This window comes from Janthinobacterium sp. EB271-G4-3-2 (genome assembly GCF_020858035.1).
Lineage (GTDB): Bacteria > Pseudomonadota > Gammaproteobacteria > Burkholderiales > Burkholderiaceae_D > Janthinobacterium > Janthinobacterium aestuarii.
On the sequence record NZ_JACYMG010000012.1, the window covers coordinates 24,267 to 50,655 of the forward strand.

Genomic DNA, 26,389 nt, shown 5'->3' on the forward strand with positions numbered 1-26,389 from the left:
CATGTCGGATTTGCTGAAAGCCACTTTGCGCAAGCTGTTCCTGGAGCGCTACGGACAGTTTCGCCGCCATTTGCAGCGCCGCCTGGGCTCGGAAGACCTGGCCAATGACGCGCTGCATGAAACGTATTTGCGGGTGGAGCGGATGACGGCGCCCGAGGCGATCAGCTATCCGTCCGCCTATCTGATGCGCATCGCCATCAACATTGCGGAAGATCAACGCCGCGACAATGCGCGCCTGCTCAGCCTGCCCGATATCGACGATCTGTACGAGATGGCTGACGAGCTGGCCGACCCGGCCCGCACCTTCAGCGCGCGCGCCGAACTGGAAGAACTGGAACGGGCCCTACAGGAGTTGCCGAAACGCCGGCGCGCCATCGTCATCGCCGCCCGCGTCGACCAGTTGCCGCACCGCGACATCGCCGAGCGCTTCGGCATTTCCGCCCGCACGGTGGAGAAGGAATTGCGCGCCGGACTCGAACATTGTTGCGAACGCATGGGACGCGATTTCATCCAGCGCTTCGGTCCCGGCGCGGGAAAAACGTCTAAACATCATGATTGAACAAACGGAAGACGACATGGGTGTCATCCAGAAGGAAGCGCAGGCGTGGGTCGTGCGCCTGGCCTCGGGCCAGGTCAGCGAGCGCGACGCGCAAGTGTTCCGTCACTGGTGCGCGCGCAGCCGCAAGCATGCGACGGCCTTTGCCGAGGCGCGCGCCGTGTGGGGCGCCATGGCGCCGGCCGCGCGCGCCGTCAAGCGGGCGCAGGCGCCTGTCAACGTGGCGCGGCGCGCCTGGCTCGGTGGCGCAGTGGCCGCCTCGCTGGGCTTGCTGGTGTTGCGTCCGCCGACGGACCTGTGGCCGGCCGTGGCGGGTCTGGCCGCCGACTACGCCACGGGCACGGGCGAGCAGCGCGAAGTGGCGCTCGATGGCGGCGTGCTGGTGCAGATGAATACGCAGACGCGGCTCGACGTGGCGCCCGTGCAGGACGGCGCCGCGGCGCTGGTGCTGCTGGCCGGCGAGGCGGAATTCCAGGCCGGCTTGCGCGGCGCGGCCAGCGTGCGCGTGCAGGCGGGCGACGGCACCGTGTCGGCCGGCAGCGCGCGTTTCAATATCCGCCTGTTCGGCCAGGAAGTGTGCGTGACGTGCCTGGCGGGCCGCCTGCGCGTGGCGCAGGCGGGCAACGACGCGGAACTGGCGGCGGGCCAGCAGCTGCGTTACCGGCCCGAGCATTTCGGCATCGCCCGCGCCGTGGCCAAGGGCGACGTCAGCGCATGGCGCCAGCGGCTGCTGGTCTTCAAACAAAGCACCCTGGCCGAGGTGGTGGATGAAGTGAACCGCTACCGCCCCGGCAAGCTGATCCTCAATGGCGACACCTTGAAACACACGCGCGTGCAAGCGAGCTTTTCGCTCGATCGCCTCGACGACGTGATCGCCCTGATCCAGGACGCGTATGGCGCACGCGTGACGCGGCTGCCTGGCGGCATCGTGCTGTTTGGTTGAGCGCAAAGGCCTGGCGCCAATTATGACATTTTCATGACCTTTTGCAGTCCCGGACCTTGTTCCCTGTCAATGCTGCTGGAAGCCGCGAATCAGTGCCTGCCGCCCGCCCCCGTGCGTGCCGCGCGCCGCCTCGCGATATCGGTCAGCAACGGAACATGAAAAGGGAATGTCGCCATGCAGCGAAGCAAGTCGGTCACGAAACACGCATCCTCCTCCGCCATGGCGGGCAGCCACAACGGGCGCCCGGTGCGCTTGAAACCGCTGGCGCTGGCCGTCGCCATGCTGCTGCAGGCGGGCGGCGCGCAGGCGCAGCAGCCATTCAGCGGCGCCTGGTTCGCGGGCAAGGGCGCGCAGCAGGGCACGGCCGCCGCCACGGGGCGCTTGCCGAATGGCCAGCCGGCTACCTCGCTGAACAATCCCCTGCTGCAGCAGCAAAAGGCCGAAGGCAAGCTGCAGCAATCGCTGAATAACCTGTTGCTGGCCGCGCGCGGCATCGCCGCCGAACAGGCGGTACAGGCGGCCGCGCGCCAGGCGGCGCTGGCCGCCGGCGGCGCGCCCGATGGCCTGGTCAAGGGCGGCTTGCAGGTCGACACGAACAGCCTGACGGCCGGCTGGCTCAATGCCCAGGGCCCCGTGCAGACCCAGGCCGACGGCAAGACCGTCGTGAAGGTCGTGCAGACGGATGACAAGGCGATACTGAACTGGGAAAGTTTTAACGTCGGCAAGAACACCAGCTTGCAATTCGACCAGAAATCGAACTGGTCCGTATTAAACCGGGTCAATGATCCGCTGGCGCGCCCCAGCCAGATCCAGGGCCAGATCAAGGCCGACGGCACGGTGATGATCGTCAACCGCAACGGCATCGTGTTTACGGGCAGCAGCCAGGTCGATACGCGCAACCTGGCGGCGGCCGCCATGGGCATGAGCGACAGCCAGTTCAAAAGCGGCCTGTACGGCAAGGCGCAGGGCACGGGCGCCGTGCCGACCTTCGCGAATGACTTGCTGCTGGGCCAGAATACCTCCACGCATGGCAAGGCCGAGGCGGACGTCATCGTCGCCGCCGGCGCGCGCATCGACACGCGCAAGCCGCAGACGGTGACGGAAGGCGGCGGCTATGTGCTGCTGGCCGGCCGCGGCGTCGACAATGCGGGCGCCATCACCACGCCGAACGGCCAGACCACCCTGGCCGCCGGCGACGCCATCATCGTGCGCCCGGGCCAGGGCACGGACAAGAACCAGTATTCGAGCACGCGCGGCAATGAAGTCGATATGCTGCGCGTGGCGGACAGCAAGGCGGGCAGCGTCGTCAACAACGGGCTGATCCAGGCGGCCGGCGGCGACATCACGCTGAGCGGCAACACGCTGCGCCAGGATGGCGTGCTGCTGTCGAGCACCAGCGTCAACGGGCGCGGCAGCATCCATCTGGCGGCGGCGGGCGAGAATGCCGGCGTCACCCTGGCGCGCGGCAGCGTCAGCGCCATTGTCATCGACGACAACGGCGCCACGGCGCTCGACGTGCAGCGCGATACCTTGCTGAAGGACACGGGCAAGGGCACGGATACGCCGCAGGACCGGCGCGACCAGTCGCTGGTGCGCATCGTTTCCGCCGGCAACATCGAGTTCGAAGGCGATTCGCTGACCCTGGCCACGGGCGGCCAGGTGCTGGCCGATGCGGCCCGCCGCAGCCACGTGGCGCGCGACGCCGCCATCGACGTCTCCGGCGCCGTCGGCGTGAAGGTCGACATGAGCAGCAACAATGTGCTGATCAACGTGCAAGGCAACGAACAGCGTGACGCACCGGGCAGCCGCGACGCGAAATACCTGAACAACAGCGACGTGTGGGTTGACCGCCGCGACCTGGTGCTGGTGCCGGCCGGCACCAACGGCTACGCCACGGACCGCTGGTACACGGCCGGCGGCTTGCTGGAAGTGAGCGGCTACCTGAACACCAGCGGCCACGGCATCGGCGAATGGGCGGCCCAGGGCGGCACCGTCGGCTTTGGCGGCGGCGAAGTGGTGACGCAGGCCGGTTCGCGCATCAACATCGCCGGCGGTTCGCTGGACGTGCAGACGGGCATGGTCAAGCAGACGTGGCTGAAGGGCGCCGATGGCGCGATGTACAAGCTCAGCACGGCGCCCGGCGACAACCTGTACACGGGCTTGTACCGCGGCTATGAAAGCACGCATGCGCGCTGGGGCGCGAACACGACGGAAACGTACGCGAATGCCCTGATCGGCCCGCGCGAACGCCTGGAAAACGGCTATACGGTGGGCCGCGACGCGGGCCGCCTGATCGTGTCCACGGGCGCCGCCGTGCTCGAAGGCGATATCGACACCTCCGTCTTCCAGGGCGAGCGCCAGCAGCGCAAGCGCGATGACGGCATGGACAGCTACAAGCAGGCGCAGACGGCGGCGGCGCGTGCCGGTCAATTAATCGTCGGCAAAATGACGCCCGTCTTCGATCCGAAGGCGGGCCAGCTGCGCGACAGCCCGCAAGCCGTGCTGGAAAAGGTCGAGATCGGCAAGGTGGCGGGCATCGCCGATGGCCAGCTGCTGAGCGAAGCCTTGCCGGCCGCGCGCGGCAAGACCTTGCAGCTCGATGCGGACTGGCTCAACGGGCTGGAATTGGGTGCCCTGAATATCTACGCCTACGACAAGCTCGACGTCAATGCCGACGTGCGCGTGGCCGATGGCGGCGATGTCGCCCTGCACGCCACCGACGTGGCCATCAAGGCGAATGTCAGCGCGCGCGGCGGCAGCATCGCCGCCGGCGACATCGTTTCGCGCTACCTGGCGGGGGCGGGCGACGTATGGGCTGAAGGCAAGCTGGTGCCGGACAACCATCCCACGGGAACGGCCGGCGTGCGCGTGGCGCCCGGCGTGCGTCTCGATGCGCGCGGCCTGTGGAGCAACCTGGAACTCGACCCGGGCGCGGTCGCCGGTTTGCCGTATGTGAATGGCGGCAAGGTTACCCTGAAGAGCTCCGGCGGCATCGACCTGACGGGCGGCAGCGTCATCGACGTCTCGTCCGGCGCCGCCCTGATGGGCAATGGCAGCCTGCAGGGCGGGCGGGGCGGCGACATCACCCTGGCCGTCGACTTGCCACGTGAAAAAACGCCGACGGGCGCCTTGCTCAAGCTCGACGGCGAGTTGCGCGGCCATGGCGTGAAGGGCGGCGGGCGCCTGGTGATCGACAGCGGGGCGGCCGTCAGCATCGGCGGCAAGCTGCAGGGCGGCGACGTGCTGCGAGGAGGAAGCAGCGCGCCCGTCGGCCTGCGCCTGGCCGATGAATTCCTGATCGCCCAGGGCGAGAAGATCCCCTTCGATTTTGCGCTCAGTACCAGCCTGATCAAGCCGGGCCAGGTTTTGAGCAAACCCGTGACGGCGGACGTGTCGGCGCAGAAACCGCTGGTGCTGGGAGCCGACCTGCTGGTGCCGCCAGGCGCCTATGTCGTCACCGCCGGCGGCACGTCTGTCTACCAGGGTTCCATCGCCCCCGCCGGCAGCGTGCTGACAGCCGTCAACAACCTGCCGGTCGGCTTCGTGGTCTCGGCGGCGATCTTTCCGAACGGCTTGCCGATCCCGCCGGTGACGACGCAGTATGCGGCCGGCAGCATCGCCGCCGACGACCTGCGCGCGCCGCGCGGCATGCTGCTGCCGGCCGGCACCATGCTGGGGCGCGACGTGACCGTCAAGCCGCTGCTGGCGCTGGACGCCAGCCTGTTCCAGAGCGGCTTTGCCGACTATGCCGTCACGGGCCGCGATGGCGTGGTGGTGGTCAAGGACGCGCACATCGACGTCACCATGCCCGTGCTGCGCTTTAATCCCGCCACCGGCCACACGGTGGCAGGCGGCACCGACCCGGGCGCCGCGCTGGAACTGTGGACGCCGCAGCTGTACCAGGAAGATGCGCGCAAGGCCCGCTTGACGCAGCGTACCGGCGCCGACCTGTCGCTGACGGCCGGCAGCTCCTACGTGAAGGGCGCCCTGGCGGTGCAGGAAGGCGCCGCCATCAAGGTCGATCCGGGCCGCCAGATCAGCCTGACGGGCAATGACCAGATCACCATTGACGGCCGCCTCGACGCCTGGGGCGGTAAGATCGCCGTCCTGCCGGGCACGTTTGGCACGGGCAATGAGGTGGATGTGCCGAACGGCAAGGGACAAGCCACCTCGATCTGGATCGGCGACAAGGCCGTGCTCGACGTGGCCGGCCGCGCCACGGTCGCCACCGACATGCGCGGCGGGCGCTATGGCCGTGCCGACCAGGGCGGCAGCATCGAAATCGGCGCCCGCTACAAGGCCGATGCGGCCAGCGTCGACGCGGCCGATGCCTTTGTCGTCGTGCGTCCGGGCGCGCTGCTCGACGCCAGCGGCGCGCACGCCACGCTGGATTTGCCGCAGCAGGGCACCGTCAACGTGGCCGGCAACGGCGGTTTGATCTCGCTCAGTTCGTATAACGGCATCTTCGCCGACGGTACCCTGCGGGCGGCGGCCGGTGGCGCCGGGGCGGCCGGCGGCACCCTGGCGCTGGCGCTGGACACGCCCAATTATGGCAAGGTCAACCGCTACAACTTGCAAGGCGACAACGTGGACAACGCGGTGCGCGTGCCGCGCGAAATGCAGCTGGCGCAGGTGCAGGGCGAGAGCGCCTTGCCCGACGACTTGCGCGCCGGCCAGCAGGATGCGGCGCTGCGCTACGGCAGCGCGCGCCTGGGCGCCGATCGCGTGCTGGCGGGCGGTTTCGACAACCTGGCCCTGCACGTGAACGGCATGCTCAGTTTTGACGGCGACGTCAATCTGTCGCTGGGCCAAAGCCTGCGCCTGAGTGCCAGTTCGCTGGGACTGGCGCAGCAGCCTTTGCCCGATGGCGAAGACAAGGCGGGCAGCCTCGCCAGCCAGGTGCATCTGGCGGCGCCGTATGTGCGCCTGGGGACGGTCGCGCGTGCGCAGAAGGATGACTACATCGTGCCCAATGCCGTGAAAGGCTCGAAGAACCTGGGCAAGGGACGCGGCATGCTGGGCGTGCCGCTGGTGGCCGAGGATTCCCTGCTGCAGATCGATGCGGGCATGCTCGATATCGCGGGCGAGGTCAACATGGGTACGCGCGGCACCATCGCGCAGAGCAGCGGCGCCGACCTGGTGGTCGAACGCGACGCCTTCGAGCAGCTGACCCTGAGCAGCCGCGGCGACATGCGCCTGTCGAACAGCGCCGCCCTGTATCAGCCCGGCAATGCCACCCTGGTGGCCGCGCAGATCTACCCGGCCATGGGCGACAGCGGCATGGTCACGGTGGGCCAGAAGAGCGGCATAGACGAATACGGCAATATCCGCGTCACGCTCGACCCCCTGCGCACGCTCAATATCGGGCGCAGCGGCGACGGCGCCACGCCGAACCAGCCGTTCTCCGTGTTCGGCACCCTGAGCCTGGTAGCGCCCACCATCAACCAGCATGGCGTGCTGCGCGCGCCGCTGGGCCAGATCAACCTGGGCGCCGAAGGCTTTGAAGCCAATACGGGCCGCGTCAATCTGTTGCCTGGCAGCCTGACGTCCGTCAGCGCGAAAGGCTTGACGATGCCCTACGGCGGCACGCTCGATGGCTTGAGCTACCTGTATGACGGCAACGATGTCGTGTTCAAGGGCGTGGGCAACGGCCCGGAGATCGCCTTGACGGGCGCCGCCATCGACGTGCAACAAGGCGCCGTGCTCGACATGTCGGGCGGCGGCACCTTGACGGGCGCGGCCTTCCTGGCCGGACGCGGCGGCTCCACCGACGCGCGCCTCAATCCGCTGGTGCAGATGAAGCCGAACGGCGGTTTCACCTTGCCCGGCCTGAACACCAACCCCGTGTACGCCATCGTTCCCAGCGTGCAGCCCGACGTGGCGCCTTTGACGGCCGAGCAAGGCGCGGGCAAGCCCGCCGTGGGACGCCAGATCACCATAGCCGCGGGCGTGCCCGGCCTGGCGGCCGGCACCTACACCCTGCTGCCGTCGAATTTCGCCCTGCTGCCCGGTGCTTTCCGCGTGGAACTGAATGGCCTGGCCGGCGCCGTCGAGGCGGGCGGCACGGTGGCCATGCGCAATGGCTCGTATGCGACGGCGGCGCAGACGGGCGTGGCCGGCACGGCGATCCGCGACGTGGTGGCGCAACAAGCCATCCTCACGCCGGCCGACGTGCTGCGCACCTATTCCCAATACAACGAGACGGGCTATGCCGCCTTCGCCGTGGCGCAGGCCACGCGCGACGGCGTGCCGCGCGCCATGCTGGAGCGCGATGCCAAGGGCGTGCGCGTGCAGCTGATCGCCCCGTCCGTGCACAGCGTCAAGGACAACCATACGCCGTTGATGATGGATGGCAACGCCCTGTATGCGCCGGCCGAGGGCGGCTTCGGCGGCTCCCTGCTGCTGGGCACGGGCAACCATGCGTCGACGCGCTACGAGGTGCTGGCCGACGGCACGGCGCCGCTGGCCGATTTCAATGGCGTCTCCGTGCATGCCTCGCAGATCAATGCCTTCGGCGCCCAGCGCGTGGGCATCGGCGGCTTGCCGCGCGTGACCTACAGCGAATTTGGCACGGGCAGCAACCAGCGCGCCAATATCGCCGCCATCAAGGAATCGGCGGGCGGCATCGTGCTGCGCGACGGCGCCGTGCTGAAGGCGGCCGAAGTGTTTCTGGTGACGGCAAGAAAAGACGACGGCATCGTCCTGGAGCAGGGTTCCGGCATCAATACGCTGGGCCGCGGCAAGGCCGCCTGGGATTCCCGCGACGGCTATGTGTACGAGCCGATGGGCAGCGTGCTGGCCGTCTCGAACGGCTGGCTGGACATGCTGCCGGCCGCGCCGCCGTCGTCCGAATCGTATGGCCCCGGCATCATCGATATCGGCGCGTGTGCGAAGGCGGGCGGCGCCTGCGGCGGCAGCACCTCGCTGTATTCCGAGGGCACCATCGCCGCCGTGACGGAGCGCGCGTTTACCCTGCGCGACAACGTGCGCTACGGCACGCGCAACCTGGTGCTGGCGATGGGGGCGATCAATGTCGGCAGCGAGGCGTCGCTGGCCGACGCCAGCGCGCGCGGCGCCCTGCCGGACGGCCTGGCGCTGAACCAGGGCGTGCTCGACCGCCTGCTGCGCGGCGACACCAGCACGGGCGCACCGGCGCTGGAAAACCTGGGTTTGACGGCGCGCAATTCCTTCAATTTCTATGATTCGTCGCAGCTGTCGACCATCGATGCGGCTACGGGCAAGTCGTCGCTGTCGCGCCTGGTGCTCAACACGCCCGCCATCTACGGCTATGGCGGCACGGACGCGCTGGCGCGCATCCACACGGACACCCTCGTGTGGCAGGGCGCGACGAATGCGCCCGGCGCCGTCGTCGCCAATGGCCCCGGCACGGGCAGCGGCCGCCTGCAGGTCGACGCCAGGCGCATCGAATTCGGCTTCACGCCGGACAGCCGTCCCGACACCATCCACAAGCTGGACCGTCTGGTGCTGGGCTTCGGCCAGGTGGCGCTCAATGCCAGCGAACAGCTGACGGCCAACAACAAGGGCGGCCTGTCCGTCTATCAGTCGCAAAGCGCGTGGGATACGGCCACCAATGGCTACCGCTACAGCGGCGGCGATTTGCTGATCAACACGCCGCTGTTGACGGGCGCGGCCGGTTCCGTCAACCGCATCACGGCGGGCGGCGCCGTCAAGGTGAGCGCACCGGCCGGTGCCGCCGCCGCCACGCCGACGAACGCGGCGCTGGCCGGTGCCCTGGGCGCCGAAGTGGCCCTCAGCGGTAACAGCGTCAGCGTGGATACGGCGGTGGTCTTGCCGAGCGGAAAATTGACCCTGTCGGCCGAGCGCGATGTATTGCTGGGTGACAAGGCCAAGCTGGACCTGGCGGGCCGCAAGATCGATTTCTACGACACCAGCAAGTACAGCTGGGGCGGCGACGTGATCCTCGACAGCCGCGAGGGCGACGTGCGTCAGGCGGCCGCTTCCGTGATCGACGTGTCGGCCGTGAACAACCGCGCCGGCAAGCTCAGCGTAATCGCTGCGGGCGAGGCGGCGGGCACGGCCGACTTGCGCGGCAGCCTGCTGGGAGGCGCCAGCGGCAGCTATGACGCGGGCGGCACTCAGGTCGCCTACGCGGCGGGCGGCCTGGAGCTGCGCGCCCAGCATGTCGGCGACTTCGCCGGCCTGAACCAGCGCCTGAACACGGGCAAGGTATTCGGCAGCCGCAGCTTCCAGCTCAAACAGGGCAATCTGACCATCGGCGACGAGCTCAAGGCGCGCGAAGTGAGCGTCTCCGTCGATGCCGGCAGCCTGACGGTGAATGGCCGCATCGACGCCAGCGGCGAACAGGTGGGCAGCATCCGCCTGGCCGGCCGCGACGGCGTCACCATCCAATCCGGCGCCGTGCTCGATGCGCACGGCACGGTGCTGCGCGCGGACAGCTATGGCCAGGTGATCGAGGCGCCGAACCGCGCCGTGATCGAACTGGCCGCGCCTGGCGGCCGCCTGACCCTGGAAAACGGCGCGCGTTTCGACCTGCGCAGCGGAGACAAGGGCGGCAACTACGGCAGCATCGACCTGAACGCGCGCCGCCTGGGCGGCGCCACGGGCGACGACATCGACATCGACGCAGCCGGTGCGCTGAACATCGCCGGCGCGCGCACGATCAACGTCAATGCCTTCTGGCAATACAAGGATGCGCCAGCGGGCACGGGCAAGGATGCGGACGGCCGCAGCTACCAGGGCATCAACCAGGCTTACCTGAACGAGAAACACGCGGACAGCCAGGCCTTCATGGCTAATGCGCTGGCGAACGGCAACTTGATGAACAACAAGCTGCGCGGCTTGCGCGGCGACGCCAATGCCTTCCACCTGCGTCCCGGTGTCGAGATCGTCAGCGCTACGCCGGGCGGCGACCTGCATATCGATAGCGACATCGACCTGTCCGGCCACCGCTACGACGGCGTCAATCCGCTGGCGCGCCTGAGCGGCGTGTACGGTTCGGGCGAGGCCGGTGCGCTGGTGCTGCGCGCCGGCGGCAAGCTCAGCGTCTTTGGCAGCATCACCGATGGTTTCGATACCAGCGTCCTGCCCGTCACGATGGATGACAAGGGCTGGCAACTGGTGAAAGGCCGGCTGCCGTGGGGCGGCGAGGTCGTCGTGCCACAAGCGGGCCTGGTGACCCTGGCCGAAAACACCTATTTCAAATCGGGCACGAGCGTCAATTTCGCCGTGCCGATGAAAGCCATGGAGTTGCGCAGCGGTACCTTGCTGGCGGCGCGCGCCACCTTGACGGCAGAGTTGAACTTGCCTGCAGGCAGCGTGCTGGGCGGCGCCGTGCGCAATGCCGACGGCAGCGTGCTGTACGCGGCCGGCACGGTCTTGCCCAAGGCGTTGACCTTATCGAGCGGGATGCAGCTCGATGCCGGCCTGCGCCTGCCTGGCGCGGCCCAGGTGGAGGCCATGGTGTGGCCGGCGAACGTGGCCCTGCCCTTCCCGGAAGGCCGGCCGTGGGACGTTGCCGATGGCACGAATGCCGTCAATGGCGTGGTGCTGGCCTCGGCGCTGGCGCTGGACAAGGGCAGCGTGCTGCCCGCCGGCACCGTGGTCAGGCTGCCGGGCGACGTCACCATGGTGTCGCTGCGCAGCGCGGATGGCAGCGGAAGCCAGGGCCGCAACCTGGCGCTGGCGCCCATGCTGGCCCAAGGTTCGCAAGCGTGGTCGCTGCGCCTGGTGGGCGGCGCCGATACGGCGGCGGCCGACACGCGCGCGTTGAAACCGCATGCGCAGGACGCCCATCTGATGCTGGCCGATGCGCATTACGGCATGGGCACGGTGAAAACCGTCGTGCCGGGCACGGGTTTGCCAAACAAATATATCTTCAGCGAGGCGGCGATTGCCGAAGGATGGCCGGAAGGCGAGGTTGACATTAGCTGGTTTGGCGACGAGGCAAACATGCTGGAAAGCTATGGCTATCTGGTGGTCAAGGTAGCCGACGGCACGCCGCCCGACTACGTGACGACCGTGGAGCCGGCGCGCCAGCCCCTGTTCAGCGTGCTGCGCACGGGCACGGGCGACCTCGATCTGCTCGCCGCGGGCGACTTCGACATGCGTTCGCTGTATGGCGTCTACACGGCGGGCACGCAGTCGGCCTCGCCGCTGGTCGGCGGCAAGGACCTGTTCAACCTGCCGCGCGGCCTGAACGCCAAGGGCCAGCTGCTCGGTGCGCTGGGCACGGACTTTACGCCGTTTGTCGATGGCGGCAGCCAGAGCCTGTACCGCGCCTGGTATCCCGAGCATGGCGGCAATCTGCTGCTGCGCGCCCAGGGCGACGTCAAGGGCGATACGCTGGGCAGCTCCACCCAGCGCCGCGAGGATGCCATCGGCTGGCTGCGCGCGCAGCAGGACACCAGCGACATCGGCACCTGGCTGTGGCGCCAGGGCAGCGGCAGCACGGGGGGCGGCGTGCCGACGGCATGGTGGATCAATTTCGGCACCTATGTCGCGCGTCCCGAAGGCGTCGACCTGTTCTCGGGCTTGCCGGGGCTGTCGGGCTTCACGGGCATCGGCACCCTGGGCGGCGGCAATCTGCTGCTGCAGGCGGGCGGCGACGCCGGCATGCTGGCCTCGCGCGCCGATCCGGGCGGCGAGTTCGCGCCGCGCAGCCAGGGCCTGAACGTGGCCGTGGGCAGCACGGGCAGGGTGACGCCGGACGGCAAGCTGCTGCTGACGGGCGGCGGCGATCTCGATATCCGCATCGGCGGCGGGCTGAACCCCGTGGCCGAGGTGCGCAGCTTCGACAGCAATAGCGACCGTCCTAACCCGAACACGCGTTTCGAACGCCAGATCCCTGGCCTGAACAGCACGCTCACCAACCTGCGCGGCGCGCTGCGCCTGGAAGCGGGCGCCGTGGGCGGCATCGAATTGCGCTTCGACCGCGCCGATCCGACGGAATCGCGGCCGTACGAAACCTACACGGCGGGCACGGCGATCGCCAGCGGCGGGCCCATCCTGGTGCCGGGCGACAGCGGTGTGCGCATCGATGCGCGCGGCGACGTGGTGCTGGGCGGCGTGGCCGATGCGGGCCGCGTGAAGCAACTGGGCTATGGTTCGCCGTTCAGCTACCTGGGCGTGGAGCGCACCGGCGAAGGCTGGAGCTGGTTCTCGCTGTGGACGCCGGCCACGGCCATCGACCTGTTCAGCGCGGGCGGCAACCTGACGCCCACCTCGTCCTGGATCAATGCGATGGCCGGCGACAACCATGCGCCGACGGACGGACGCTTCGTCATGCCGTCCGTGCTGCGCGCCGTGGCCGCCAGCGGCAGCTTGTACTACGGCAATGCCAGCCTGGGCAGGCTGGGAGATGGCGGCAAGGTGGACATGCCGCAAAACGGCGTGATCCTGGCACCCTCGCCGGTGGCGCCGCAATTTGTCAGGACGGGCGCGGGCCAGCTGGAAATGCTGGCCGCCGACTCCATCCATGCGGCTGGTTATCCGATCACGCCATCGGGCGCCGACCCGCGCCTGCTGCCGAATCCGTTCAATCCGGGCTTTGTCGGCGCCCTGGACAAGGTCTGGTTCGGCCTGCTGCCGCTGCATAACGTCAGCGCCGATGCGCTGGCGCCGGGGGCATTGAAATGGTTTGGTACGACGTCGAATGGCGCCAGCGATGCCAATCAGCAAGTGTATCCGCTGTTCAGCATGACGCCGCCGACGGTTTCCGACTATGTGCCGGCAGGCCAGTTGCCTGCGCACTTCTATGCCAACAACGGCGACATCGTCGGCCTGCGCACGGGCGGCATCGTGTACCGGGGCAAGCTGAAGGGTGAAACGGGTCCGCTGGGCGTGTGGTACGAAGGCGGCGGCGCCGTGGCCGTGCGGGCCGGACGCGACATCGTCAACTCCGGCACGCCGCTCGGCAGCGTCGAGAGCGTGCCGGACGGCGCGGCGGGATGGACCGGCCAGCCCTTTGCCAACAGTCCCGAGCTGCCGGAAAAGCCGGTCGTCTTCGGCAGCTCGTCGGCGCGCGGCAATCTGTTCGTGCACCGCCATGCCGATGACGTTTCCGTCGTCAGCGCCGGGCGCGATATCCGCTACAGCACCTTCTATGTGGCGGGGCCGGGCCAGCTCAATGTGAGCGCCGGGCGCGACCTGTACATGGCCGACAAGGCGGAATTGCGCAGCCTCGGCTCCATCGTCAATGTCGGCCAGGACAAGCGCGGCGATGGCGCCGGTATCAGCGTGGCCGCCGGCGTGGGCCGCAACGGTCCCGACTATGCGGCCTTCGCGGCGCGCTACCTGGACCCGGCCAAGCTGGCCGACCCGGGCAAGCCGCTGGCCGACCAGGCCGGCAGCGCCGTGTATGTCTACGGCGGCAAGCTGACCCTGGCCGACTGGCTGCGCGGCCAGTTTGCCTACAGCGGCGACGAGGCGGGCGCTGCCGCCTTCCTCGGCACCAAGCAGGCCGAACTGGAAAAGGCAGGGGCGCAGACGGGCGGCGTGCGGCGCGACCTGGCGCGCGAATACGCGCAGGTCAGCCAGCTGCACCTGGTGAACTGGCTGACGACGCGCTTTGGCGGCGACAGCGGCCTGGGCATCCGCTACGACCCGGCCACCGATGCGCGCAGCTTCTTTGCCGCCTTGCCGAAGGAACAGCAGCAGGTGTACCTGAGCAATGTCTACTTTGCCGAGCTGAAGGCGGCCGGACGCGAGTACAACGATGCGGACGGCGCGCGCCGCGGCAGCTATCTGCGCGGCCGTGTAGCCATCGCCACCCTCTTCCCGGCGCAGGACAAGGCGGGCAAGACGATCGAGTACAAGGGCGATCTGACGATGTTCAGCAGCGCGCTGTACACCGTCAACGGATACGGCGGCGTGTTCACCAAGCGTCCCGTCGCGGGCGTGCGCTACCTGAGCCCGCAGGAATGGGCCGAGGCGGGCCGTCCCGACTACAACGTGCCTTACGTGACCGTCAACGATGCCGGCATCCACACGGATTTCGGCGGCGACATCGGCATCACGGTGCCGGGCGGCCGCGCGCTGATCGGCGTCGACGGCGGCTATGCGCCGGGCGAAGGCTCGGGCGTGCTGACGCAGGGACAGGGCGACATCCAGATGTATGCGAAAGACAGCATCCTGCTGGGCCAGAGCCGCATCTTCACCACGTTCGGCGGCAACATCCTGGCCTGGTCGGCCACGGGCGACATCAATGCGGGCCGCGGCACCAAGTCCACCGTCGTCTACACGCCGCAGCGCCGCGCCTACGACAGCATCGGCCTCGTCAGCCTGTCGCCGAGCACGCCGACGACGGGCGCCGGCATCGCCACGCTGAACCCGATCCCGGAGGTACCGCCCGGCGACATCGACCTGATCGCCCCGCTGGGCAGCATCGATGCGGGCGAGGCGGGCATCCGCGTCTCGGGCAACGTCAATCTGGCCGCCCTGCAGGTGGTGAATGCGGAAAACATTCAGGTGCAGGGCAAATCCACAGGCGTGCCAACCGTCGCCTCGGTGAACGTGGGAGCACTGAGCAATGCCAGCGCGGCCGCGACACAGGCCGTGACGGCGGCGCAGGACGTGCTGCAGCGCGAACGGGCCGCCACGCGCCAGGCGCTGCCGTCGCTGTTCACCGTGAAGGTGCTGGGCTTTGGCAACGAGCAGGCGGATGAGGGCGGCGCGGGCAAGCAGCAGGGCGGCGAGCCGCACGCGTCCAGCTACCAGCCGGCCGGCGTGGTGCAGGTGCTGGGCGCGGGACCGTTGACGGCGCCGCAGCTGCAGGCGCTCACGCCGAACGAGCGGCGCGGACTGCAACCGTGAGTTTTATGAACATTTGATGACATTCGGCAGTCGTCGCGCGCGGCGGCTGTCTAGGCATCAGTAGATGAACATCAGCAACAAAAAAACGCCGGCCCAGCGCCGCAACACAGGGCAACCGTTTGATTTTAAGGTGAATGGAAGATGCGTGAAATGACAACCAAGGGCAGGGGCGTGCCGCCAGCGGCGCCTGCGAGGGCCTTGACGATGCTGTGCCTGGCCATGCTGGCGCTGCCCGGCATGGCGCGCGCGCAGGACGCCGTGCCGGCGGCGGCCCCCGTGGCCGCGCCGGAACGGCAGGTGACGATCGAGGAATACCTGGTGCGCGGCAATACCGTGCTCGACGCCCGCGCCATCGAAGCGGCGGTCACGCCCTTCCTGGGACCGGGCCGCACCCTGAAGGACGTGGAAGGGGCGCGCGACGCCCTCGTTGCGGCATATCAAGCCCGGGGCTACCAGTCCGTCTACGTGGACTTGCCGGAGCAGCAGGTGGAGCAGGGCGTGGTGGTGCTTCAGGTGAGCGAAACGAAGGTGGGCCGCTTGCGCGTGGTCGGCGCGCAATACAACTCGCCGCTCGACGTGCGCCAGCAAGTGCCGGCCCTGACGGAAGGCAAGGTGCCCGACTTTACCCAGGCGCAAGTGGAACTGACGGCCCTGAACCGCGGGCCCAAGCGCCAGGTGATGCCCTTGGTCAAGCAGGGCAGCCTGCCCGGCACCATGGACGTGGACCTGAAAGTGGACGACAGCAGCCCGTGGCGCGCCAGCGTGGGCTTGAACAACGATTACAGCGCCGATACCAAGAAGCTGCGCAGCAGCATTTCGGTCGGCCACGACAACCTGTGGCAGCTCGGGCATAGCGCCACCATCAGCTTTTTCGGCACGCCGGGCGACCTGAACCAGACCAAGGTGTGGTCCGCCTCGTACGTGGCGCCGATCGGCACGCAGGGCTGGAGCGTGGAAGCGACCGGCTACCGGTCGAACAGCAACGTGGCCAGCACGGGCGGCACCAGCGTGCTGGGCAAGGGCCATGCGCTGGGCATGAAAGTCAACTACACGGTGCCCAACAGCGGCATCTGGTGGCACAGCTTTAGCGGCGGCATCGATTTCAAGGATAACCAGGAAGCGCTCAAGCTCAATGGCACGGGCAGCAGCGTTCCCCTGAAATATGTGCCGCTCAGCGTGTCGTATAACGGCTTTGCGCAGACGGAGGCGGCGACGTATGGCCTGGGCCTGTCGCTGGTGGCCGGCACGCGCGCTTCGTTCGGCTATGGCAGCGACAGCGCCGCCTACGACAACAAGCGCTACAAGGCTTCGCCCAGCTTCCTCGTGCTCAAGGGCGACGCCAACGCCACCACCACCCTGGGCAGCGGCGCGCAGCTGCATGGGCGCATGTCGGGCCAGCTGGCCGATGCGGCGCTCGTGTCGGGCGAACAGATGGCCGCCGGCGGCGCCAATTCCGTGCGCGGCTACCTGTCGGCCGAAGCGACGGGCGACTATGGCGTGTCCGGCACCGTCGAATGGCGCACGCCTCAGCTGACGTATTTCAGCCGCCTGGAAAACTGGCGCCTGTTCGCCTTTGCCGATGGCGCGCGCCTGCGCCTGCGCGATCCGATGATCGAGCAGAAAGACCTGTTCGGCCTGGCGTCCGTGGGCGTGGGCAGCAGCTTCCAGTTCCTGCGCTACCTGAATGGCCGCATCGATTTTTCGTATCCGCTGCGCGATGGCCCGCGCACGCACAAACACGTGCGCCGCATCAATTTCAACCTGTCGGCCAGCTACTGACGGGCCAGCTCAACAGCACCGCACTTTTTTAGACTTTTCTTCGGAGAATCACTGTCATGCAACGTTTTCTTTTTCTGCTCACGATCCTGGGCACGCTCGTTCCCGGCCTTGCGCATGCCTGGTGGCAGCCCGATTGGGCTTACCGCAAACCCGTCACCGTCGACGCCGGCCCGAAGGCGGGCGCGGTGGGCGGCGATCCCGGCCGCATCCCCGTGCTGCTGCGCTTGCATTCGGGCAATTTCAACTTCGAAGGCGTCAGCGACAACGGCGCCGACCTGCGCTTCGTGGCGGGCGACGATAAAACGGTGCTGAACCACCAGATCGAACAGTTCAATCCGCTGCTGGGCATCGCCCTGATCTGGGTCGACGTGCCGGCCCTGACGGCCGGTACGCCGCAGCAGTTGTGGATGTACTACGGCAATCCAAAGGCGCCCGCTTCCGGCAACGGCCAGCGCACTTTTGATCCCGACTACAGCCTTGTGTACCACTTCAGCGAGCCTGGCGTGCCCTCGCGCGACAGCACCGCCTACGGCAACCATGCGCAGACGGCCGTGCCGTCGCTCGACGGTTCCGTCATCGGCGCCGGCGCCCGCCTGGGCACCACGCCGTTGATGCTGCCCGCCTCGCCATCGCTGGCGCTGGCCGCCGGTGCGCCGTTCACGTTTTCCGCCTGGGTGCGTCCCGACAGCCTGGGTGCGCAGCAAGTGCTGTATGCGCGCCGCGACGGCGCCAATGAATTGCTGATCGGCGTGGACCAGGGCGTGCCCTTCGTGCAGGTGAATGGCCAGCGCAGCAAGCCGGGCCAGCCTATCCAGGCCGCGCAATGGTCGCACCTGGCCGTCAAGGCTGACAAAGCCAACGTTGCCCTGTACGTGGGCGGCCGTCCGGCCGTCTCGCTGGCCACCGCGCTGCCAGCGTTCAGCACGGCAGCCTCGGTCGGCACCGATGCGCCGCCGGTCGCTTCCGGTGCCTTCACCCTGAACAGCTTCACGGGCGCCATCGACGAGCTGCGCCTGTCGCGTACGGCCCGTCCCGACGCCCTGCTGCTGGCCGACGCCGTCTCGCAAGGTTCCGAATCGCGCCTGGCCGTGTTTGGCGCCGACGAACAGCAGGCCGGCAAAAGCCATTTCGGCTTCATCATCGCCGCCATGCCGCTCGACGCCTGGATCGTCGTCGGCGTGCTGGGCCTGATGATGGTCTTGTCGTGGATCATCATGATCGGCAAGGGCCGCAGCTATGGCGCCATTGCGCGCGCGAATGCGCAATTCATGCAGTCGTTCCACGAGGCTGCCGGCGCGCCGCTCGACCACCTGGCGCGCAACGGCAAGCTCAATGCTTCCGTGAAGACGGATTCCTCGCTGTGGCGTTTGTATGACGTGGCCATCGACGAGATGCGCCGCCGCCACGACCGCGGCTACGACTTGAACGCCGTCTCGAACGCGACCATCGGCGCCATCCGCGCCGCCATGGATGGCGTGATGGTGCGCGAAAGCGAACGCATGTCCAAACGCATGATCTGGCTGTCGACCACCATCGAAGGCGCGCCGTACGTCGGCCTGTTCGGCACCGTGATCGGCATCATGCTGGTGTTCGTCGTGGCGGCCATGGCCGGCGCCGTGGACATCAACTCGGTGGCGCCGGGCATGGCGGCTGCGCTGCTGTGTACGGCCGCCGGCCTGGGCGTGGCGATTCCCGCCCTGTTCGGCTACAACTGGCTGTCCTCGCGTTCGGACGCCATCGTTGCCGACATGGCCGTGTTTGTCGACGAGTTCGCCACGCGCCTGGCGGAAGAGCAGGGCGACGGACGCCAGATGCGTCCCGTGCTGCAACAGGCGTGAGGGGCGCATAACCATGGCCACCTCCGCCAAGTTTACCCCCCGCAAGCGTAGCGGCGGCATCAACATCACCCCCTTCGTCGACGTGCTGCTGGTGGTGCTGGTGATCTTCATTTTGACCAGCAACGCCAGCATTCCCGGCATCAAGGTCGACCTGCCCAAGGCCAGCTCGGCCACGGCGCTGGAAAAACCGAAGACCAAGGCCGTCACCATCGATAACGCGGGCCAGGTCTTCCTCGACGCCTATCCCGTCACCTTGCCCGAGCTGGAAGAGCGCTTGCGCACGGAAAAGGCCCTGACGCCCGACTTCCCCGTGATCGTGCGCGGCGACGCCGCCGTGCAATACGCGAAAGTGGTCGAAGTGCTCGATTTGCTGCGCCGCATCGACCTGAACCAGGTTGGCCTGGTGACCGGCAAGCCGGCATGAGGAGCGCAAGGTGAAGCGTGACGACATGATGAAGATGGCCGGCCCGGAATCGTCGGGTGCGGCGCAGTGGTGGCGCCGCTGGGGCGGCGTGGCCGGCGGCGTGCTGCTGGCCGCTGCGCTGGCCGCGCTGGTCTGGTATTTGCTGTCGGACACGGCCGCCACCAAGCGCGAAGTGGCGGCCCCGCCGATGCTGATGCTGCCCCCTCCGCCGCCACCGCCGCCGGAACCGGAAAAACTGCCGGAACCGACACCGGACAAGGTGGTGCCGGAAGTGTCGGAGCCGGAACCGACGCCGGCCGACAAGCCCATGGATGACGCGCCGGAAAGCCCGTCGCCGGACAAGGGCGACCCCGTCACCATCGATGGCGCGGCGCAGGCCGGCAGCGACGCCTTCGGCATCCAGGCCGGACGCGGCGGCGGCATGACGGGCGGCGGCGGTGGCGGCGGACTCGGCGCGGGATCGTATGGCCGCTATGTCGCCAACGCGCTGCAGCTGGCCTTTGCCCGCGACCCGCGCACGCGCCAGCTGGCGTTTAGCGATATCCGCGTCGACCTGTGGCTCGATGCGGAAGGCAGGACGACGAAAGTGCAGCTGGTGCAAGGCACGGGCAATGCGCAGACGGATGAGCAGGTGCTGGCCATGGTGCGCGACTTCCGCGCCGATGAACGGCCACCGGCGTCCCTGCGTTTCCCGGCCCGCGTTTCCATTAAGGGCCGCCGGCCATAGCGTCCCCAAATTCATATTAATTTTTTCCGAAAGAAACAATGAATTCCTTATTCTCTCCCTCACAGCGCATGCGCCGCCTTCCGCTGGCGCTGGCTGCCCTGGCCCTGAGTGTGGCGGCAGGCGCGGTACAAGCCCAGACGGCACCGGCCGACAGCACCATGGTCAAGCTGATCCGCGGCCTGATCCAGAGCGGCGCCCTGAACAAGGATGCCGGCGAAGCGCTGCTGGCGCAGGCGCAGAGCGAAGCGCTGGCACAAGCGCAGGCCCGTCCGGCCGCCGCGCCGGCCGCGCTGGCGCAAGTGCAGCCGGGCGACGTGCGCGTGCCGTATATTTCGCAAACCGTGCGCGAACAGATCCGCGACGAGATCAAGGGCCAGGTCATGGCTGAAGCGAAGGCGGGCGGCTGGGCGGCGCCGAATGAAACGCCGGCCTGGACCAAGCGCATCCGCCTGGAAGGCGACGTGCGCGCGCGCTACGAATCGCGCTATTACGACATGGCCAACAGCAATATCGAGATCGACTGGCGTTCGCTCAACAGCGGCAGCGGCTACGACGTCAATTCGAACACCAACCTGGCCCTGCCGGCGTTGCTGAACACGCGCGAAGACCGCAAGCATTTGCTGCGCGCGCGTGCCCGCCTGGGCATCCTGGCCGATATTTCCGACAGCACGCAAGCGGGCATCCGCCTGGCCAGCGGCAATGACGACAGCCCTGTGTCCACCACGCAAACCCTCGGTGGCGGCCTGGGCAAGAAAAACATCTGGCTGGACCAGGCCTGGCTGTCGTACCAGCCCGCTTCCTGGCTGAAACTGACGGCGGGCCGCTTCGACAATCCTTTCGTCTCCGGCGACGAACTGTTTTCCAGCGAACTCAATTTCGACGGCATCGCCGCCACGGTGCGGCAGCCGGTCGGCGAGAGCAAGGACGTCACCGTCTTCGGTACCCTGGGCCTGATTCCGCTCGAGTATTCGTCCGACAATGCGCCTAGCCGCAGCCAGGCAAAAATGGCCAGCGAAAACAAATGGCTGCTGGGCGCGCAAGTGGGCGCGTCGTGGAAGATCAATAGCGACCATCAATTGCGTGGCGCCTTGGCCTACTACAACTTCCGCAACATCAGCGGCGAGTATTCACAGCCGTGCGCCTTGTACGCGGGCGCCGATGGCTGCGGCACGGACTGGTCGCGCCCATCGAGCATGCAAAAAGGCAATAGCTTGATGTTGCTGCGCAATATCGCCCTGAACCCGTTGGACCCGGCGAATACGCCGCAGCCGCAATTCGTGGGCCTGGCGTCGAAGTTCCGCCTGGCCAACCTGAATGCGCGCTGGGATAGCAAGGTGGCCGGCGGCACGGACTTGCGCATCGAAGGCGATTATGTGCGCAACATGGCCTATGACAAGAACGAGATGTGGGCGCGCGCCAAGGGCGGCATCATGAACAATTTCGGCGGCACGGGCGGCGTGTCGCAAGCCGATTTCAAGAGCGGCGGCAATGCCTACATGCTGCAAGCGACCTTGGGCAAGGCCAGCCCGGCCGCGCGCGGCGACTGGAACGTGCTGCTGGGCTACAAGCGCATCGAACCCGATGCCTTGCCTGACGCCTACAACGATTCGACTTTCCACCTGGGCGGCACGAATGCGCGCGGCTACTACCTGGGCGGCGCGTATGCGCTCGACAAGAATACCTGGCTGAACGGCCGCTGGACGTCGAGCCGCGAAGTGTTCGGTTCGGCACTGGCGATCGACACCCTGCAAATCGAATTGAACGCGCGTTTCTAAGGAGCCATGATGTTGATATCCAACAAAATGCGCCTGCCTTTATTGCTGCTGAGCTTGCTGGCCGCCGGCACGGCCCAGGCGCAGGCACAAAAGGGGCAAAGCATGGAAGAGCGCTTGCGGGCCGAGTTGCGTAACGTCACGGCGCAATTGCAGCAGACGCGCGGCGAGCTGGAAATGCTGAAAGCCAAGGTCGTGCCTGCCGCGAAGGCGGCGCCCGTTGCGGCCGAACCTGCCAGCGATGGCTTGAAAAAGGAGCTGGCGCGCAGCCAGTCGCAGCTGGCGCAGGAGCGCGCGCAGCGGGAAAAACTGGCAGCCGAGCAACAGCGCGGCACGGCCGCCGCGCAAGAGGCGGCCGCCAGCCTGGCGCAGTACCGCCAGGCCAGCGAGCAATTGACCGCCACGGGCAAGCGGCTGGAAGCGGAGCGTGCGCGCCTGGACGGCGAAGTGACGGCCCAGCGCGGTGCCCTGGCGCGCTGCGAAAGCAAAAATGCCCAGCTGTATGCGGCCGGGCAGGACATCCTGCAAGCGTATGAAGGTCTCGGCGTGCTGGACGTCATGAAGGCGCGCCAGCCGTTCGCCGCGCAAAGCCGGGTGAAACTCGAGCAAATCGCGCAGCAATACGGCGACCAGCTGTACCAGGGCCGCTTTGATGCGCGTCAAACAGAAGCGCCGGCCCCCCAATAATTTTTTTGAAATGGATGGAATAACGATGGAAAACACCAACACCTTGCTGACCACCCTGAATGCGGAACAAACGGCCGACGCCATCAAGGCAGCCGGCTGCGCCGTGACCAGCATTGAACACGACGGTGTCGTGCGCCTGCACAGCGCCAGCCATGGCATCGGCTTCCAGGTGCTGTGGGGCAATGAAGCCGCGCCTGGCCAGTACGCCGATCTGACCCTGAGCTGCCCGCTGCGCGTGCAGGGCGGCGACTTGCCGGCCGGCTTGCTGGCCGAATGGCACCGCAGCAAGCGTTTCGCCCGCGTGGCCCAGCATGGCGATTTCGTTGTGCTGGAAATGGATGTGCTGGTCGCCGGCGGCGTCAGCAAGGACTACCTGAATATCAATCTGCAACTGTGGACGCAGATGATGGGCCAGTTCTTCTTGTTTTTGCGCAACTTTACGCCGGCCGATACGAGCAGCGCACCGGTAGTCGAGGCCGCCAGCGTGGCAGAAGAAGAAACTGTGCCGGCCTGATAAGCCGTCCAGTGATGGCAAAAATGGCCCGCGACGGGCCATTTTTGCCATCTGCGGGCCTCAAGTGTCGTATTAAATACTTATTTTTTAGGCATCGCGCATTAAAACTGCTCAAAGAGCGTGTGTGAATCAAGCCAGCAACGGCTGTATGGCGGATAATATTGCCTGTTGCCGATTTGGATACGACCTTTACACAAAAATGCGCCCCATGGATTTTACCCGCGACGAAACCAGTGAAACCCCAGTTGCCCCGGCCAGCGCGCCGGGAGCGCCTTTGCCGTATGCCGTCGCCACCTGGCTGCAGCGGGTGGAGGCTGCCGCCCATCCGAAGGCCGTGCTGACGATTGCCGAGCCTGATCCCAAACTCAACCAGCACCGCCTGATCTACGTGCTGGCGCCCACCAGCGGCGGCCGCCATGTGGCCCTGTGCCTGTACAAGGCGCGGCTGCGGCCGAACGGCGACGTGGCGGCGGCGTCGCCCATCAGCGAAATCTTCTCGCTGCTGTCCGCGCCGCCCACGTTTTTGACGCCGGCCGACGAAGACCTCGTGCGTTTCTTCGTGGCCATGCGCAGCGGGCAGAATTCGCAGACGGGCAGCGCCACGGAGCCGAAGGGCAAGGTGGGCGCGGCCCTGCTGAAAATGCTGGCCGAGCAGGATAAATTGTTGTGGGCCAATTCCTGGGCCGATGTCGGCAATGGCCTCGTGTACCCGTTGAAGGAAGGTCCCGTGCGTCCCGCCCGCCTGTTCTGGCGCGACGAGGGCAAGACCATGCGCCTGGGCTGGCAAGTGGACCCGCCGGAAGGCGCGAAGCACCATGGCGCCGACCAGATCGACTACATGCTGCCGACCGACCCGCCGTGGTACATCGACAATCTGTCGTGCGGCGTGCTGGAACTGAACCAGGGCGGCTCCGACATTTCCCTGGCCGACCTGCAGGCGCTGGTGGCGCAGGCGCCGCCCCTGAACGCGAACGACAAGGTGCGCGTGTCGCAACTGCTGCTGGCGCAGGGCTTGCAGCATTTGATGCCGCTGCCGCAGCCGTTGCCGCAGCGCTTGCGCAAGGACGTGCCCGCGCAACCGGTCTTGCTGCTCGATAGCGCCATGCTGGCCGATGGCAGCATCCAGCGCTGGAGCGATTTTGCCGTACTGTCCTACGACTACGATGGCGAGCGCGTCTCGTTCGACCCGTCGCAGCGCGTGGTGCGGCAAGTGGGCGACGTGACGGAAATCATCCAGAGAAACACGGTCGATGAAGCGCGCGCGCTGGCCGCCCTGGCCGAACTGCAATTCAAGAAGCCGGGCTCGGCCCCCTTGAGCGGTTTGAAGGGCGCCTTGCAACTGCCTTCCCAGGCGGAATGGCTGCGTTTTGCCGAGTCCGGCATCGACGCCTTGCTGGAGCAGGGCTGGATCGTGGAAAAGACGGCCAAGTACCGCTACGACGTGAGCGACGTGGGCGACTGGTACGCGGAAATCGACGACCAGGACCCGGACAGCGGCAACGCCTGGTTCGAGCTGGAACTGGGCATCGTCGTCAACCACGAGCGCGTGCCGCTGCTGCCCGTGCTGGTGCAGCTGATCCGCAACGCGCCCAACGATTTCAATCCGAAAGTCATCGAAGCACATGCGGACGATGACCAGATGCTGGCAACCTTGCCGGACGGCACGCGCGTCGCCCTGCCGTGGGGCCGCGTGCGTCCGATTTTGAACACGCTGGGCGAACTGTATTTCAGCGACAAGATCAAGCGTGCCGTGCGCATGTCGACGCTCGATGCGGCGCGCCTGGAAGAGCTGGCGCGGGGCCTGGACATGCAATGGACGGGCGGCGAGCAGCTGCGCGCCATGGGCCGCAAGCTGAGCCAGTTCGGTTCCGTGCAAAAAGTGGCGGCGCCCGCGGGCCTGCAGGCAACCTTGCGCGATTACCAGGCCGACGGCCTGGCGTGGATGCAATTCCTGCGCGACCATGACCTGGCGGGCATCCTGGCCGATGACATGGGCTTAGGTAAAACGGTGCAAACCCTGGCGCATATCCTCGTGGAAAAGGAAGCGGGCCGTCTCACGCATCCGGCCCTCGTCATCGCACCGACGAGCTTGATGGGCAACTGGCAGGACGAGGCGGCCAAGTTCGCGCCCAGCCTGAAGGTGTTGCTGCTGCAAGGCAAGGACCGCGCCCAGCAATTCGACCAGATCGACCAGTGCGACCTGGTGCTGACGACGTACGCGCTGTTGCCGCGCGACGAGGAAACCTTGCGCGAGCATGATTTCCACCTGGTCATCCTCGACGAATCGCATTACATCAAGAATACGCGCAGCAAGGCGGCGCAAAGCGCGGGCCTGCTGCGCGCGCGCCACCGCCTGTGCTTGTCCGGCACGCCGCTGGAAAATCATTTGGGCGAACTGTGGTCGCAATTCCACTTCTTGCTGCCGGGCTTGCTGGGCGACGAAAAGACCTTCAACACGCAGTTCCGTCATCCGATCGAGCGCCAGGACGACCCGCTGCGCCGCATGCTGCTGAACCGCCGCATCAAACCGTTCCTGCTGCGCCGCACGAAGGACAATGTGGCCAAGGAGCTGCCGCCGAAAACGGAAATGGTGCGCAAGGTGGAATTGACGGGGCCGCAGCGCGACCTGTATGAAACCGTGCGTCTTGCGATGGATCAAAAAGTACGCGAAGAAATCGACAAGAAGGGCGTGGCGCGCAGCCAGATCGTCATCCTCGAAGCGCTGCTGAAACTGCGGCAGGTGTGTTGCGATCCCCGCCTGGTGAAATCCTTGCCGGCGAAGAAGCAGTCGGCCGGTTCGGCCAAGCTGCTCGACCTGATGCAGATGGTGGAAGACTTGCTCGACGAAGGGCGCAAGATCCTCGTTTTCTCGCAATTTACCAGCATGCTGGAATTGATCGAGGAAGAGCTCGAATCGCGCGATATCCCGTACGCGCTGCTGACGGGCGAAACGAAGGACCGGGGCGCACAGGTGGCGGCCTTCCAGCAGGGCGCCGTGCCCATCTTCCTGATCAGCCTGAAAGCGGGCGGCGTGGGCCTGAACCTGACGGCGGCCGACACGGTGATCCATTACGACCCGTGGTGGAATCCGGCGGCGGAAAACCAGGCCACGGACCGCGCCTGGCGCATCGGCCAGGACAAGCCCGTGTTCGTCTACAAATTGATTGCGAAGGGCACCCTGGAAGAAAAAATCCAGCTGCTGCAGCAAAAGAAATCGGAGCTGGCGCAATCGATCCTGGCCGAAGGCGAATCGCAGAAGATGGCCCTCACGCAGGAAGACTTGCAGCAGATTTTCGCCCCGCTGGAAGATTAAGGGCAGCGCACGCTTATACTTGGC

General features: G+C 67.1%; 11 protein-coding genes. All 11 read left to right on the forward strand.

Features of this window, described 5'->3' with window-relative positions; genetic code table 11:
* Window position 1 precedes the first annotated feature (1 nt).
* Window positions 2-559, forward strand: a complete 558-nt coding sequence (locus tag IGS55_RS22095) for an RNA polymerase sigma factor (RefSeq protein ID WP_034753775.1) — start codon at window positions 2-4, stop codon at window positions 557-559.
* The gene (locus tag IGS55_RS22100) at window positions 552-1,499 is read left to right on the forward strand and encodes a FecR family protein (protein ID WP_230518950.1); all 948 of its coding nucleotides are present in this window, start codon (window positions 552-554) and stop codon (window positions 1,497-1,499) included. Before IGS55_RS22095 ends, IGS55_RS22100 begins: the two co-directional genes overlap by 8 nt.
* Before the next feature lie 174 nt (window positions 1,500-1,673).
* Window positions 1,674-15,311: a filamentous haemagglutinin family protein gene (locus IGS55_RS22105; protein ID WP_230518949.1), complete on the forward strand. Its 13,638-nt coding sequence runs from the start codon at window positions 1,674-1,676 to the stop codon at window positions 15,309-15,311.
* A gap of 141 nt (window positions 15,312-15,452) precedes the next feature.
* Window positions 15,453-17,090, forward strand: coding sequence for a ShlB/FhaC/HecB family hemolysin secretion/activation protein (locus tag IGS55_RS22110; protein WP_230518948.1), 1,638 nt, complete (start codon window positions 15,453-15,455; stop codon window positions 17,088-17,090).
* 56 nt (window positions 17,091-17,146) lie between these two features.
* A complete protein-coding gene (locus IGS55_RS22115; RefSeq protein WP_230518947.1) occupies window positions 17,147-18,928 on the forward strand; it encodes a DUF2341 domain-containing protein in 1,782 nt (593 codons plus the stop codon).
* A gap of 13 nt (window positions 18,929-18,941) precedes the next feature.
* The gene (locus IGS55_RS22120) at window positions 18,942-19,352 is read left to right on the forward strand and encodes an ExbD/TolR family protein (RefSeq protein ID WP_230518946.1); all 411 of its coding nucleotides are present in this window, start codon (window positions 18,942-18,944) and stop codon (window positions 19,350-19,352) included.
* A gap of 10 nt (window positions 19,353-19,362) precedes the next feature.
* Window positions 19,363-20,079 (forward strand): energy transducer TonB family protein, encoded by a 717-nt coding sequence (locus IGS55_RS22125; protein WP_230518945.1) that lies wholly within the window; start codon window positions 19,363-19,365, stop codon window positions 20,077-20,079.
* Between the two features lie 68 nt (window positions 20,080-20,147).
* The gene (locus IGS55_RS22130; protein ID WP_230518944.1) at window positions 20,148-21,854 is read left to right on the forward strand and encodes a putative porin; all 1,707 of its coding nucleotides are present in this window, start codon (window positions 20,148-20,150) and stop codon (window positions 21,852-21,854) included.
* Window positions 21,855-21,860: 6 nt separating this feature from the next.
* Window positions 21,861-22,538, forward strand: coding sequence for a hypothetical protein (locus IGS55_RS22135; protein WP_230537283.1), 678 nt, complete (start codon window positions 21,861-21,863; stop codon window positions 22,536-22,538).
* 25 nt (window positions 22,539-22,563) lie between these two features.
* Window positions 22,564-23,052 carry a YbjN domain-containing protein gene (locus tag IGS55_RS22140; protein WP_230518942.1) on the forward strand — a complete coding sequence of 163 codons (489 nt, stop codon included), beginning with the start codon at window positions 22,564-22,566 and terminating at the stop codon, window positions 23,050-23,052.
* A 208-nt stretch (window positions 23,053-23,260) separates the two neighbouring features.
* Entirely contained in the window at window positions 23,261-26,365 is a 3,105-nt protein-coding gene (locus IGS55_RS22145) for a DEAD/DEAH box helicase (protein WP_230518941.1), read from the forward strand.
* The last annotated feature ends 24 nt before the right edge of the window (window positions 26,366-26,389 follow it).